General features: G+C 70.2%; 13 protein-coding genes and 2 pseudogenes. 7 read left to right on the top strand and 8 right to left on the bottom strand.

What is annotated here, in order from left to right:
* Window positions 1-102 precede the first annotated feature (102 nt).
* The 7 genes and pseudogenes from BST28_RS24875 to BST28_RS17770 form a co-directional block, all read left to right on the top strand.
* Window positions 103-801, top strand: a pseudogene (locus tag BST28_RS24875) (DUF2275 domain-containing protein); the annotation flags it as partial.
* Between the two features lie 132 nt (window positions 802-933).
* Complete coding sequence (gene sigC / locus BST28_RS24870) at window positions 934-1,503, top strand: RNA polymerase sigma factor SigC (protein WP_043337595.1); 570 nt, start codon at window positions 934-936, stop codon at window positions 1,501-1,503.
* Window positions 1,504-1,646: 143 nt separating this feature from the next.
* Complete coding sequence (locus BST28_RS17790) at window positions 1,647-2,381, top strand: lytic transglycosylase domain-containing protein (protein ID WP_019738329.1); 735 nt, start codon at window positions 1,647-1,649, stop codon at window positions 2,379-2,381.
* An 87-nt stretch (window positions 2,382-2,468) separates the two neighbouring features.
* Window positions 2,469-3,758: a phosphopyruvate hydratase gene (gene eno, locus BST28_RS17785; protein ID WP_019738328.1), complete on the top strand. Its 1,290-nt coding sequence runs from the start codon at window positions 2,469-2,471 to the stop codon at window positions 3,756-3,758.
* An 18-nt stretch (window positions 3,759-3,776) separates the two neighbouring features.
* A complete protein-coding gene (locus BST28_RS17780) occupies window positions 3,777-4,436 on the top strand; it encodes an FtsB family cell division protein (RefSeq protein WP_083082163.1) in 660 nt (219 codons plus the stop codon).
* Window positions 4,429-4,920, top strand: coding sequence for a DUF501 domain-containing protein (locus BST28_RS17775; protein ID WP_019737554.1), 492 nt, complete (start codon window positions 4,429-4,431; stop codon window positions 4,918-4,920). The genes BST28_RS17780 and BST28_RS17775 overlap by 8 nt, the downstream gene beginning before the upstream one ends.
* Window positions 4,911-5,870, top strand: a complete 960-nt coding sequence (locus tag BST28_RS17770; protein WP_029249287.1) for a Ppx/GppA phosphatase family protein — start codon at window positions 4,911-4,913, stop codon at window positions 5,868-5,870. Before BST28_RS17775 ends, BST28_RS17770 begins: the two co-directional genes overlap by 10 nt.
* 6 nt (window positions 5,871-5,876) lie before the next feature.
* Here BST28_RS17770 and BST28_RS17765 read toward each other — a convergent pair whose 3' ends face one another.
* The 8 genes and pseudogenes from BST28_RS17765 to BST28_RS17730 form a co-directional block, all read right to left on the bottom strand.
* Window positions 5,877-6,341 (bottom strand): DUF1942 domain-containing protein, encoded by a 465-nt coding sequence (locus BST28_RS17765; RefSeq protein ID WP_029249288.1) that lies wholly within the window; start codon window positions 6,339-6,341, stop codon window positions 5,877-5,879.
* 51 nt (window positions 6,342-6,392) lie between these two features.
* Window positions 6,393-7,076 (bottom strand): response regulator, encoded by a 684-nt coding sequence (locus tag BST28_RS17760; RefSeq protein WP_019737557.1) that lies wholly within the window; start codon window positions 7,074-7,076, stop codon window positions 6,393-6,395.
* On the bottom strand, window positions 7,076-9,601 hold the full coding sequence (locus BST28_RS17755; RefSeq protein WP_019737558.1) for a sensor histidine kinase: 2,526 nt from the start codon (window positions 9,599-9,601) through the stop codon (window positions 7,076-7,078). Before BST28_RS17755 ends, BST28_RS17760 begins: the two co-directional genes overlap by 1 nt.
* Before the next feature lie 37 nt (window positions 9,602-9,638).
* Window positions 9,639-10,820 (bottom strand): PPE family protein, encoded by a 1,182-nt coding sequence (locus BST28_RS17750; RefSeq protein WP_065286963.1) that lies wholly within the window; start codon window positions 10,818-10,820, stop codon window positions 9,639-9,641.
* A 38-nt stretch (window positions 10,821-10,858) separates the two neighbouring features.
* A complete protein-coding gene (locus BST28_RS25145) occupies window positions 10,859-11,674 on the bottom strand; it encodes a PE family protein (protein ID WP_065286964.1) in 816 nt (271 codons plus the stop codon).
* Between the two features lie 167 nt (window positions 11,675-11,841).
* Window positions 11,842-11,994: pseudogene (locus BST28_RS24855) on the bottom strand (type VII secretion protein EsxI); the annotation flags it as partial.
* Window position 11,995: 1 nt separating this feature from the next.
* The gene (locus BST28_RS17735; protein WP_065286965.1) at window positions 11,996-13,096 is read right to left on the bottom strand and encodes a PPE family protein; all 1,101 of its coding nucleotides are present in this window, start codon (window positions 13,094-13,096) and stop codon (window positions 11,996-11,998) included.
* A 22-nt stretch (window positions 13,097-13,118) separates the two neighbouring features.
* A complete protein-coding gene (locus BST28_RS17730; protein WP_029249124.1) occupies window positions 13,119-13,418 on the bottom strand; it encodes a PE family protein in 300 nt (99 codons plus the stop codon).
* Between the last annotated feature and the right edge of the window lie 281 nt (window positions 13,419-13,699).

Below are 13,699 nucleotides of genomic sequence, written 5' to 3'. Positions count from 1 at the left end.
AATACCCTCTCCCTGACGATCGTGATCTTGTGCGGTCAACCAGTGGTCGCATCGCCGCCCGGTTTGGTTCCCGGCCGGCGAATCTTTGTGTCCGGGCCCGCAATGAGCGACGATGGCGGCATGCGGTGCGAGGTGGTGCGCGAAACCCTGTCGGCGCTGCTCGACGGTGAGCAGCAACAATTGCCGGCGCAGCAGGTCGACGCGCATCTGGCATCATGCCGCAGCTGTCGGCGCTGGTTGGTCGGCGCTGCCGCGCAGGCCCGCCAGCTGACCGCGATCGACAGCGACGCCGGCTCTCGCGAGGGCCCTGACCTGGCCGCACAGATTCTGGCGGCCGCCGGGGTGACGTCGGTCACCGGCGGGATCGGCTTCGGCAGTCGCTGGCCGCGCTGGGGGTACCGGCGCCTTGCGCTGATCGCGGTCGGAGTGCTCCAGGTGGCCATGGCGCTGGCGCAGATCGTCGGCGTCGACTTCGGCATGGTGTCGGCGCACGGCCACGGAGCCGCCACCGGGGCGCATTTGCTGCATGAGTCCACCGCGTGGCTGTTGGCGTTGGGCGGCGCGATGATCGCGGCCGGTGTCTGGCCCGCCGTGGCAGCGGGCGTCGCCGCCATTGCCGGGGTGTTTGCCCTAGCCCTGGCCGGATACGTAGCCATCGATGCCTACCACGGCCAAGTGACGGCCGCGCGGATCGCCAGCCATCTACCGGTCCTGATCGGTCTGTTATTCGCTTTGCTGGTTGCGCGTCAACGGATCGGCGGCGGCGGCTCGGGGGAGGCCGCGCCCGGCGCCGGCAATGCCCTGCCCGCGGCGGAGACCGGCCGCCGCGGCCGCGGCAGGACGCGCCGTCATCTGCGGTCGGTGAACCGTTCGAGCACTCCTACGACCATGCGTCGTAGGGGCGTCGGAGTGGCGGGTTTAAGGTGGGTGTTCATGGCGGGAGCTGACCGGGTCCACACCGATGCGGACGACGCTGTCACCGCACTCGCCCTCGCCGCCGCAGCCGGGGACGCCCGGGCGTTGGAGGCGTTCATCAAGGCCACCCAGCGAGACGTCTGGCGGTTCGTCGCCTATCTTTTCGACGGTGTCAGTGCCGATGACCTGACGCAGGAGACCTTCCTGCGGGCGATCGGCGCGATCCCGCGGTTCTCCGGACGTTCCAGCGCCCGGACCTGGTTGCTGGCCATCGCGCGCCGGGTCGTCGCCGATCACATCCGCTACCTGCGGTCGCGTCCGCGCACCGCGCCCGGTGCCGACCCCGAGCTGCTGCTCGACCGTCACCGGCCCAGCCGCGGCTTCGAGGACGTTGTCGAGGTGACCACCTTGATCGCCGGTCTCTGCGCCGAGCAGCGCGAGGCGCTGCTGTTGACCCAGCTTTTCGGGCTGTCCTACCACGACGCCGCCGCGGTGTGCGGCTGCCCGGTGGGCACCATCCGCTCCCGGGTCGCCCGTGCCCGGGACGCACTGCTCGCGGATTCCGAGCGCGACGAGCTGACCGGCTAGCCGCCTAGACTCGGCCGAATTCGCGCTGGCAAGCCGGACTTTTTCGCTGCCGGGCCGGGCGACCCGGGCCGGTGGAAGCCGTCGGTGACGCAGCCGTCATGGAACGATGGACACAAATCGGTGTTTCGAGGTTGGGGAGAGCGGTGTCGGCGCATCGTTGGCTGCGGACGACCGCCGTCGTGGCGGCGACGGCAGTGCTGCTGGCGTCCAGTTGCAGCTGGCGGCTCGGTAACCCCATTCCCCAGGGCGTGCCGCCGCCGCCCGGGGACCCGGTCCCGCCGGTGAACACCGACCTGGTGGCGGGCCGTCCGGCCGACCAGCTCTACCACTGGGCCGCCGAGCGGGCCGTGCTGCTCGACATCCCGGTCACCGCGCTGGAGGCTTACGCGTACGCCGCACGGGTGGCGGAGGTGGAGAACCCCAACTGCCATCTCGGCTGGACCACGCTGGCCGCCATCGGCCAGATCGAGAGTCATCACGGCCGCTACAACCACGCGACGGTGGCACGCAATGGCGATGTCCGGCCCAAGATCCGGGGGGTGCGGCTCGACGGCTCCGGCGGCACCCTGCACATCGTGGAGAATCTGCAGCCGGACCTGGCCGACGACGACGGGGTGGTCCGCGCGATGGGCCCGATGCAGTTCATCCCGGAGACCTGGCGCCTCTACGGCGTCGACGCCAACAACGACGGCATCGTCAGCCCGGACAACATCGACGACGCCGCACTCTCGGCGGCCGGCTACCTGTGCTGGCGCGGAAAGGATCTCGCCACCGCCAAGGGCTGGATGACGGCGCTGATGGCCTACAACGAATCGGAGATCTACGCCCGCGCCGTTCGGGACTGGGCCGCCGCGTATGCGGCCGGACGCCCCTTGTGAGGCGTGTATGAGGTGTGTGGCCGGGGCCACCGTTAGGCTCCCAATAGGCTAACCACCGCAAGCCCCACCCAGCTCAAGGAGAAGTCAGTGCCCATCATCCAGCAGGTCGGCGCCCGCGAGATCCTCGATTCCCGCGGCAATCCCACGGTCGAGGTCGAGGTCGCGCTGGAGGACGGGACGTTCGCCCGCGCCGCGGTGCCCTCCGGGGCGTCCACCGGTGAGCACGAGGCCGTCGAGTTGCGCGACGGTGGCAGCCGCTACGGCGGCAAAGGCGTGCAGAAGGCGGTCACCGCGGTGCTCGACCAGATCGCGCCCGCCGTTATCGGGATCAGCGCGGACGACCAGCGGCTGGTGGACCAGGCCCTGGTGGACCTCGACGGCACCCCGGACAAGTCCCGGCTGGGCGCCAACGCCATGCTCGGGGTGTCGCTTGCGGTGGCCAAGGCCGCCGCGGATTCCGCCGCCCTGCCGCTGTACCGCTACCTCGGTGGTCCCAACGCCCACATCCTGCCGGTGCCGATGATGAACATCCTCAACGGCGGGGCGCACGCCGACACCGGCGTCGACGTCCAGGAGTTCATGGTGGCCCCGATCGGCGCCCCCAGCTTCGCCGAGGCGCTGCGCTGGGGCGCGGAGGTCTACCACGCCTTGAAGGCGGTGCTCAAGAAGCAGGGCCTGTCGACCGGGTTGGGTGACGAGGGCGGATTCGCCCCCGACGTCGCCGGCACCACCGCGGCGCTGGATCTGATCAGCTCGGCGATCGAGTCGACCGGCCTGAAGCTGGGCACCGATGTGGCCCTGGCACTCGACGTCGCGGCCACCGAGTTCTACACCGACGGCAGCGGGTATGCGTTCGAGAAGCAGACCCGTACCGCCGCGCAGTTGAGCGATTTCTACGCCAAGCTGCTCGACTCCTATCCGCTGGTCTCGATCGAAGACCCGCTGTCCGAAGACGATTGGGACGGCTGGGTGGCGCTGACCGCCGAGATCGGGGACCGGGTGCAACTCGTCGGCGACGACCTGTTCGTCACCAACCCCGAGCGCCTCGAGGACGGCATCGAGCGGGGCGCGGCCAATGCGTTGCTGGTGAAGGTCAACCAGATCGGCACGCTGACCGAGACCCTGGACGCGGTGACCCTGGCCCACCACAGCGGCTACCGCACCATGATGAGCCATCGCAGCGGCGAGACCGAGGACACCACCATCGCCGACCTCGCGGTGGCCGTCAGCAGCGGCCAGATCAAGACCGGTGCACCGGCCCGCAGTGAGCGGGTGGCCAAGTACAACCAGCTGCTGCGCATCGAGGAGGAACTCGGCGACGCCGCCCGCTACGCCGGCGAGCTGGCCTTCCCCCGCTACGCGCCGGAGAGCAAATAGCCCGTCAGGGGCGCCGCCATGTCCGATCCGAAACGGCCCGAAAAGCGGCGCGCCGCCACGTCGCGGCCGGGTCGGGGCGGTGAGGCGGGACCTGCGCGCCCCCGGCGTTCACCGGTGGTGCGCCGCGGACCGGGCTCCTCGCGAAACGCGCCGGAATCACCTGCGCAGCCGATCAAGCGGTCCGTCGCCGCGGCGGCCGACCAGCGTTCGGAGCTGCGGGTCGGCTTCACCGCGCGGCGTGCGGTCATCCTGGCGGCGGTGATGTGCGTGCTCACCTTGACCCTCGCCGGACCGGTCCGCACGTTCTTCGCCCAGCACGCGGAGATGAAACAGCAATCCGAGCTGGAAGCCACGTTGCACCGCCAGATCGCCGACCTGCAGCAGCAGAAGGCCAACATGGATGACCCGGCGCACATCCGGGCGCAGGCGCGGGAGCGGCTCGGATTCGTCATGCCCGGCGAGATTCCGTATCAGGTTCAGCTCCCCGCGCCGCCCGAGCAGCCGGGCGAACCGGGTGTCGAGCCGGGCCAGATCGGTCCCAGCGGCGACCCCTGGTACACCGCGCTGTGGCACACCATCGCCGATGCGCCGCATCCTCCACCGGTCCCGGCCGTGCCGGAGGTATGGCCGCCGCCGGTGCTTCCCGGCCCGCCCGCCCCGGTTGCGCCCGGTGGTTGACCCCGCCGACCTGGACGCGGTGGCCCGGCAACTGGGCCGGGAACCCCGTGGCGTCCTGGAGATCTCTTACCGGTGCCCCAACGGCGAGCCGGCCGTGGTGAAGACGGCGCCGAAACTGCCGGACGGAACACCGTTTCCGACGCTGTACTACCTGACCCATCCGGTGCTGACCGCTGCGGCCAGCCGGCTGGAGTCCTCGGGATTGATGGCCGAGATGACCGACCGGTTGCAGCACGACGCCGAGCTCGCCGCCCGCTACCAGGCCGCCCATGAGTCCTTTCTCGCCGAGCGTGATGCGATCGAGCCGCTGGGCACCACGTTCTCCGGCGGCGGGATGCCCGACCGGGTGAAATGCCTGCATGTGCTGATCGCCCACGCGCTGGCCAAGGGCCGCGGGGTCAACCCGTTCGGTGACGAGGCGTTGGGCATCCTGGCCGCCGAGCCGGGGATGGCCGGAATCCTGGTGCCGGAGGAGTGGTTGTGACCCGTGTCGCCGGGATCGATTGTGGCACCAACTCGATTCGCCTGCTGATCGCCGATGCGCGCGACGGGCGCCTGCATGACGTGCACCGCGAGATGCGGGTGGTGCGGCTGGGCGAAGGCGTCGACGCGACCGGCCGGTTCGCCTCCGGCGCGTTGGAGCGAACCGGCTCGGCGTTGGCTGATTACGCCGGATTGCTGACGGCACATGGTGTTTCGCGGGTGCGGATGGTGGCGACCTCGGCCACCCGTGATGCGGCCAACCGGGACGAGTTCTTCGCCATGACAGCGCAGGTGCTGGGTGCGGCGGTCCCCGGAGCCGTGGCGGAGGTGATCACCGGCCACGAGGAGGCGGCACTGTCTTTTCGTGGCGCGGTAGGCGAATTAGACAGTGCCGCTGGTCCGTTCGTGGTCGTCGACCTCGGCGGCGGCTCGACCGAAGTGGTGCTGGGCGATCCGGTCGGTGGCGTCTCGGCCAGTTATTCCGCCGATATCGGCTGCGTCCGCCTGACAGAACGCTGCCTGCATTCGGATCCGCCGACGCCGGAGGAGGTCGCCGCCGCCCGCGGCGTCACCCGGGAACTGCTGGGTGAGGCGCTGCGGGCGGTGCCGGTGCAGCACGCCCGGACCTGGGTGGGTGTGGCGGGCACCATGACGACGCTCTCAGCGCTGGCCCACGGCCTGACCGACTACGACGCAGCGCTCATTCACCTGTCCCGGGTCGGTTTCGGCGACCTGCGGGCGCTCTGCGATCGGTTGATCGGCATGAGCCGCCGGCAGCGCGCCGCGCTGGGGCCTATGCACCCCGGCCGCGCCGACGTGATCGCAGGCGGTGCGATCGTGGTGCAGGAACTCGCGCAGGCCCTGGCCCAACGCGCCGGCATCGACGAGCTGGTGGTCAGCGAACACGACATCCTCGACGGAATCGCGCTGTCGCTCACCGACTTCGGCTAGCCGAAATCAGCGCTGTCCCTGCTTCCACACGACCTTGTCGTGACCGTCGGCGTCCCGGTAGACGACGCTGTCCGGCGCGGTGCCGTTCTTGACGTCGAAGTAGACCCGCCCGCTGGTTTCACTGCCCTGGGTAATCGGCCCGTTGGGCAGGCCGTCTACCTCGTTGCCCTTCATGACCGCGTACGTCGAACTGTTGACGGCGCGGGCGTTGAAGTCGGCGATGTTCGGGGTAGGCGAACCGTTCACCGCCTCGGCGGTCACATCGGAGTACCAGATTCCGTCGTTGTGGCCGCTGGGTTGCAGGTTCTTGACGGTGTATTCGATGGCTCCGCCGGGGCTTTGAATCTCCTGTGTTTCACCGAACCCGACCACTGTCGGGTCCGCAGAAGCCGGTGCCACCGCCAGCATTCCTGCTGTCGCGAGGCCGACCGCTGTCACCGCCGTCTTCGTGGCGATCTGGGAGAACATCACGGCAAATCTCCTTCCGCTAGGTCTCCCAAGACATATCCGCGCTGGCGGTTTTCAAACCTCGAAGCGGTAACCCATGCCCGCTTCGGTCAGCAGATGCTTGGGATTGGACGGATCGTCTTCGAGTTTGCGGCGCAATTGGGCGAGGTAGACCCGCAGGTACTGGGTCTCCTTCGCGTAGGCCGGCCCCCACACCTGGGTGAGTAGCTCATCACGGCCGACCAGTTTGCCGCGGTTGCGCACCAGCATCTCCAACATGCCCCACTCGGTGGGGGTCAGGTGTACCTCGCGGGCGTTCTTGGTGACCTTCTTGGCGGCCAGGTCAACGGTGAACGAGGCGGTTTCGACTATCGGCTGGTCGATCTCGGCGGTGGCGGCGTTGCGGCGCGCGGCGGCCCGCAATCGGGCCAGGAACTCGTCCATCCCGAACGGTTTGGTCACGTAGTCGTCGGCCCCGGCGTCCAGTGCCTCCACCTTGTCGGCGGAATCGGTGCGGGCAGACAGCACGATCACCGGCACCGTCAGCCAGCCGCGCAGCCCGGCCAGGACCTCGATGCCGGAGATGTCGGGCAGTCCCAGGTCGAGGATCACCACATCGGGGCGTTGTTCGGCGGCGGCTCGCAGCGCGCCGGCGCCGGTCGCGGCGGTGACGACCTCGTAGCCGCGCACCGACAGGTTGATCTTCAGTGCGCGCAGGATCTGCGGCTCGTCGTCGACTACCAAAACGCGGGTGTTCATCAGTCTTCTCCTGCCGGTGCGGCCAGGTCCACCACCATGGTCAACCCGCCACCGGGTGTCTCCGTCGCCGAGATGGTGCCGCCCATCGCCTCCACGAAACCCCGCGCCACCGAAAGTCCAAGTCCCACACCGCTGGTGTTGTCGCGGTCGCCGAGTCGCTGGAACGGATCGAAGGCGTGTAGTTCGCCGCCGCGCGGCAATCCGCGACCCTCGTCGGCGACGTTGATCAGCACCCGGTCGCCGACCCGGCCCGCCGTCACGCGCACCACACTGTCCGAGGCGTAGCGCAGCGCGTTGTCAATCACGTTGGCCAGCACACGTTCCAGCAGGCCGGCGTCGGCCAGTGCCACCGCCGGACCCACCTCCACCTTCACCTGGTCCAGACTGCCGCGGCCGAAGACGTTGCGCTTGCCGATTCCGATCAGCGCGCGCTGCACCACCTCTTCCAGATACACCTTGGTCAGCGCGGGCCGGATCACCCCGGCGGCCAGTCGCGAGGAATCGAGCAGGTTGCCCACCAGGTCGGTGAGCTGGTCGACCGATTCCTCGACGGTGGCCAGCAGTTCGGCGGTGTCATCCGGTGAGAAGGCGACGTCGTCGGCGCGCAGGCTCGACACCGCCGCTTTGGCCGCCGCCAGCGGGGTGCGCAGATCGTGGCTGACCGCGGAGAGCAGGGAGCGGCGCAGTTCGTCGGTCCGCATCACCGCATCGGCGCGGCTGGCCTCGGCGGCCAGTTCCTCCTGGCGGACCAGCCCGGCGGCCTGGCGGGCCACCACCGACAGCACCCTTCGGTCCCGCGAGGCCAGCTGGCGGCCGACCATCAACATCCAGAACTCGTCGTCGCCGACGTCGATCGCGGTGTCCGCGAGATCCACAGAGATGCACGGCTGCTCGCCCACCGAGGCCACCACACTGGGGGCGCGGACGATCTCGGGTTTCGCTGTTCCGCTCGGGACGCGGACCAGGCTCACGGCCCGCTGCGCGTAGGTCTCTCGAACCCGTTCCAGCAAGGTCTCCAGATCCGCTCCGCGCAATACCGACCCGGCGAACAGCGTCATCAGTTCCGCTTCGCGGGAGGCGCGGCCGGCCTCCCGGGCCCGTTTGGCGGCGCCATCGACCAAGGCCGCCACCGCGACCGCCACCAGCAGCAGCACGACCTCGGTCACCGCGGCGTCATGTTCGGCGATGGTGAAGTCGCGGCGCGGGGTGAGCAGGAAGTAGTTCATCAGCACCCCGGACAGCAAGGCCGAGAGCACCGCCGGGGCGATACCGCCCAGCAGGGCCACCAGCAGCACCCCGACCACGAACAGCGCGCTCTGGCCGGTGTCGAGGTAGCGGTCCAGCCAGCCCACCACGATCGCGCACATCACACCCGGAACGGCGATGGCGGCCAGCCAGGACGCTGCCCGGCGCTCCCGCGGGGAGATCGATATCGCGCGGAAATTCCGCCTGGTGTCCTCATCGGTGACGATGTGCACGTCGATGTCACCGGATTGCTGGACCACCGCCGCACCCACACCCTCGTCGAGGATGCGCGCCCAGCGGGAACGCCTCGAGCTGCCGATCACCAGTTGGGTGGCGTTGACGTCGCGGGCGAATTCCAGCAGGGCGGTCGGCACGTCGTCGCCGATCACGGTGTGCAGGGATGCCCCCAGGCTGATCGCCAGTTGACGAATCTTGCCCACCCGGGGGGCCGGTGCATGGGAGATCCCGTCGCCGCCCAGCACGTGCAGCACCAGCAGTTCGCCACCGGCCTTCGAGGCGATCCGCGAGGCCCGGCGCACCAGCGTCTCGGACTCGGGTCCGCCGGTGACCGCGGCGACGATGCGCTCCCGCGCCTCCCAGGTCTCGGTGATCTTCTTGTCGGCGCGGTATTTGGTCAACGCATCGTCGACCTGTCCGGCCAGCCACAGCAGCGCCAGTTCGCGCAGCGCGGTCAGCGTTTCGCCGCGGAAGTAGTTGGCCAGTGCCGCGTCGACCTTCTCCGGCGGATAGACGTTGCCGTGGGAAAGCCTGCGGCGCAAAGCCTCCGGGGCGACGTCGATGAGCTCGATCTGAGCGGCCCGGCGCACGACCGCATCGGGCACGGTGTCGTGCGGGACGGTTCCGGTGATCTTGGTGACGACATCGCTGAGACTCTCCAGCTGCTGCACATCGACGGTGCAGATCACCGTGATCCCGGCATCGAGCAACTCCTCGATATCCTGCCAGCGCTTCGGGTTACGGCTGCCCGCGGCGTTGGTGTGGGCGAGATCGTCGACCAACACCACCTCGGGACGCCGTGCCAGCACCGCAGCCACATCGAGTTCGCCGCCCGGGGGGCCGACGGTCTCGATGCCCCGGAGCAGTTCGGCGGTCTTGCTGCGGCCGTGGGTCTCGACGGCTGCGGCGACCACGTCGGTGCCGCGCTCGGCCCGGCGGTGGGCTTCGCCGAGCATCGCGTAGGTCTTGCCTACCCCGGGCGCGGCACCGAGATAGATGCGCAGCTCGCCCCGAGGTACTGCGGGCTGGCCGCGCCGATCCACAACGCTCACCCGACCATCATCCCGGGAATCGCCGGTATCAGCCAGCGGCGACAGGCCGCGCCATCACGGTGGGCTTGAATCCGTAGCGCGGATCGCTGAAACCGCGGCCGGTACGTGCTGCGGCCGCCCCGGCGACACCCATCCCGGCCGGCACCGCCGACACCGATTGGCCTTCGTCGACTGCACCGGGAATCCACTCCGAGGTGATCAACGGCGCCGCACCGGCTTCGGCCGGTAGCGCTCCCGGCCAGGTCGGCGGTACCGACAGCCCACCGACCGGGGCCGCTTGGGCCACGCTGGCCAATACCGGCGCCCGACCGGCGGCGGCACCGGCGGCGGCCGCACCGCCCGGGGTCTCGACCGTGTCCACCAGGACCGAGCCGCCGGCCGCGCCCACGCCGGGGGAGGCGATGGCGATGGCGCTGGCGATGCCGGCGAACAGATGCCAGGACCCGGCGGTCACCGCGTAGGTGCTGTAGGTCTGAATTGCGTTCCAGATCCCCAGGTTCTGCGTGGAATTGATGAAATTCGAGAGAAAATCGCCGGCCTGGGCGGGGCCGGCCGCGGCACTCAGCGGCGCGGACAGGGTCTGCACCGCGTTGGGCAGTCCCGAGACCAGCTGGGACAACCCGCTCTGGGTGCTGCCGGCCGCTGCATGGGCGACCGCGGCCGCCTGCCCCGCGGTACCGAGGGGGTTGCTGATCGGGGTGGGTGAGGACAGTGGCTGCAGGGTTCCCGCGCTCGCCGAGGAGGCCGCGTAGCCGTACATCGCGATGGCGTCTTGGGCCCACATCTCGGCGTACTGGGCTTCGGTGGCGGCGATCGCCGGGGTGTTGAGGCCCAGGAAGTTCGAGGCGACCAGCGCAGCCAGTTGCGCCCGGTTGGCCGCGATGACCGGGGGCGGCACCATCATCGCGAATGCGGCTTCGAACGCCGCGGCGGACGCGGTTGCCTGGGCGGCTGCGTGCTCGACGGCGGCCGCGGTGGTGTTGAGCCAGTTGATGTAAGGGGTCACCGCCGCGGCCATCGCCGCCGAGGCCGGCCCTTGCCACTCCTCGCCGGTCAGTGCCGCGATCGCCGACTGGTAGGACGTCGCGGTCGTCGTCAGTTCCGCGCCGAGACTGTTCCACGCCGCGGCGGCGGCCATCATCGGTGCCGCGCCGGCGCCGGCGTACATGCGGCCGGAGTTGATCTCCGGGGGTAGGGCGCCAAAGTCCATCGTTGTCAATTCCGTTCGCTGGTAACGATTGTCTGCTGTCAGCCCACCGGCGGGCGCGGCATCACCTTCGGCTTGATGCCGTAGCGCAACCGGCCGCGGCTGCCCTGGTCACTCGAGGACGCCGGCAGTCCGGCGGGCACGGCCGCCGTCGAGGCACGGGGTGCGGCGTCCGCGCTGCCCGGGCCGGACAGTGCAGCCGGCACGGTCTCCGCCGCGACCGGCTCGGCCGCCCAGGACGGCGGCACCGGCGCACCGGTCCGCGCCGCGGCCTGACTCGCGGCCGCTGACGCCGGTGCTGCCGCGGCGACCGGCGCGGCCTGGCCGGGGAGACTGGCCAGAGGCGGCAGGGCTTCGGGTGCCACGCGGTGCACCACCCCGGACGGGGCGGTGATGTAACCCTTGCCCAACCCGGTGAACTCCGAGGCCGCCGAGCCGATCGTGCCGGCCTGCATGGCGGCCAGGATCGCGCTGTTGCTGGCCACCCCGCCCAGCCCGAAGGTCGGGTCGGCGGCCGACGGTCCGGTGAGCCCGGCCAGCAGGCCACCGGCCGCGGAGGCGTCGGCGGCCGCGGAATTGGCGGTCTCGGTGCTGCCGTAGGAGTCGGCGCTGGTGCGCAGGGTGTTGACGAACATTTCCTGGATCGCGGCGGCCTGGGCGCTGATCTGCTGGTACAGCTGCCCGTAGGCCGCGAATTGGGTCGCCTGCAGCACCGAGACCTCATCGGTGCCCGCCGGGGCGATGCCGGTGGTAGGGGCGGCCGCCGCGGCGTTCTGCGCGGTCATCGCCGCGCCGATCGCCTGCAGGTTGCCGGCGGTCGCCGCCATCGCCTCGGGATGGGTGGTCACGAAGGACATCACTTCTCCTGGTGGAAAACGGGTCGGCCTTCGGCCGAGTGCAGGGTCCACTGTTTCCGGCTCAAAGGCCGGTTGCGGAAGTCGTTTACGGGTTCTTAACGCCCTTGCCAGGATTCTTGACGGTTTATTCGCACAGGCACTTCACAGAGATGCGGCGGCTCGCTTCCGGACCAACCGGACCCCGCCGCGGTATCGGTGCTGGCCATGTTGTTGCCGGCGGTCTGCACCTTCGGGCCGCGGGCATGGGCATGGGCGTCTATGACCTGGACGTTCCATCCGAGTTGGGTGATGGATTACTGGCAGGCGGGCGACCCGCCGCCCTCAGCCGGCCGCCACCGGATGCATGGTGACGGTGGGCCGAAACCCGTAACCGGGGGTGCTGGATGCCGGGGTGGCGGCCCGCGCAACGGGTGAGCCGATCGGCAGGCCGGCGGGCAGCGCCGCGCCCCCGCGCTCGGCGGCGGCGGTCAAGGCCGCACCCGGAAGCGACGGGGCGGCGCTGCCAGCCGTCGCGGTCGTGGCCCAGGACGGCGGCACCGAGAGCATGCCGACCGAACCGGCCCGGCCCACGCCCGCCGAGACCCCGCCGGCAGTGGCCGGGCCGATCCCGCCCGCGGTGCCGGTCCATGTCGGCACCGGCGGACCCGGGACGCCGGTCAGTGCCGGCGCCGGGGCCTTGCCGCCGCTGACGTTGCTGGCGATGCCGAGAAGGTTGGACAGCACCCCGACCAGGTTGGAGCCGCCCGAGCTCGTCATCGACCCCAAAGTCGCCGGGTCGAGCAGCGTGCCCAGCAGATCCGAGGCGGTCGCCGAGCCGGATTGCAGCGGCGAGGCGAAGCCCTGCAGCGTCGACGGCAGCGCGGCGATCAGCTGGGTGAGCCCGGCGTGGGCCGGGTTGGCGACCGGGTCGGGGTCGGTGAACGGAGTCACCTGCGCGGCAACCGCCGAGGCAGCCGCGTAGCCGTACATGGCGGTGGCGTCTTGGGCCCACATCTCGGCGTAGTGCGCCTCGGCGGCCGCGATCGCCGGCGTGTTCTGGCCCAGGAAGTTGGTCGCCACCAGGGTCATCAGCAGGCTGCGGTTGGCCACGATCAGCGGCGGCGGGACCGTCATCGCCCATGCGGTCTCGAATGCGGCCGCGGCCGCGGTGGCTTGGGCGGCGGCCTGCTCGGCGTGGCCGGCGGTGGTGCTCATCCACGCCACGTAGGGAGCGGCCGCGGCGGCCATCGATGCCGATGCCGGGCCTGTCCAGAGTTCGCCGGCCATCCGGGTGATCACGGCCTGGTAGGCGGCGGCGGTCGAGCCCAGGTCCGCGGCCAGTGCCCGCCAGGCCGCGGCGGCGGCCGTCATCGGCGCCGCACCCGCTCCGGCGTACATCCAGGCTGAGTTGACTTCCGGTGGCAATGCACCGAATTCGATCATTTCGTTGATCCAGGTGCTGGAACTATCGGGCGGTGATCGCGTTGGCGGCCTCGGTCGCCTCGTACGATCCGGCGCTGGTCATCAGCGTGGTGACGAACATGTGGTGAATGGCATTGGCTTGGGCGCTGACTGCCTGGTACAGACCGGCATGCGCGACGAACTGAGCGGCGGTCAACGCCGACACAGGGTCCGCCGCCGCAGGAACCACATTCGTGGTCACGGCCGCGGCGGTCGCATTCTGGGCGGCCATTGCCGCACCGATACCGGTCAATTCGCCGGCCGCGGCCATCAGCTCTGCGGGCTGAGCGCTCACGAACGACATCGACGACATCACCCTCTCCTAACCGAGCGGGCCGGCGTGGTGCCGGCCACGAGATCTACCGTGCAGCAACGGTGCTCGGTTAGCAGTGACCCTTACGCGCTCTTAACGGCGCCGGATCGAACCTTGATGGGTCCTTGATGGCTCAGAACGCAAACAAACCCGCGCATCCCCCTCCGCTGCGCCGGTTTGCTTTGTCGGGGCTTGGTCAGGCCCAGCTGGAGCCGACGGAGGCGTCGGTGTTGGCCATGTTGTTGCCGGCGCTCTGCACCTTCTGACCGTGG

Source organism: Mycolicibacter kumamotonensis (genome assembly GCF_002086285.1).
Classification (GTDB): Bacteria; Actinomycetota; Actinomycetes; order Mycobacteriales; family Mycobacteriaceae; genus Mycobacterium; species Mycobacterium kumamotonense.
This window is presented reverse-complemented; position numbering and strand designations above follow the sequence as displayed.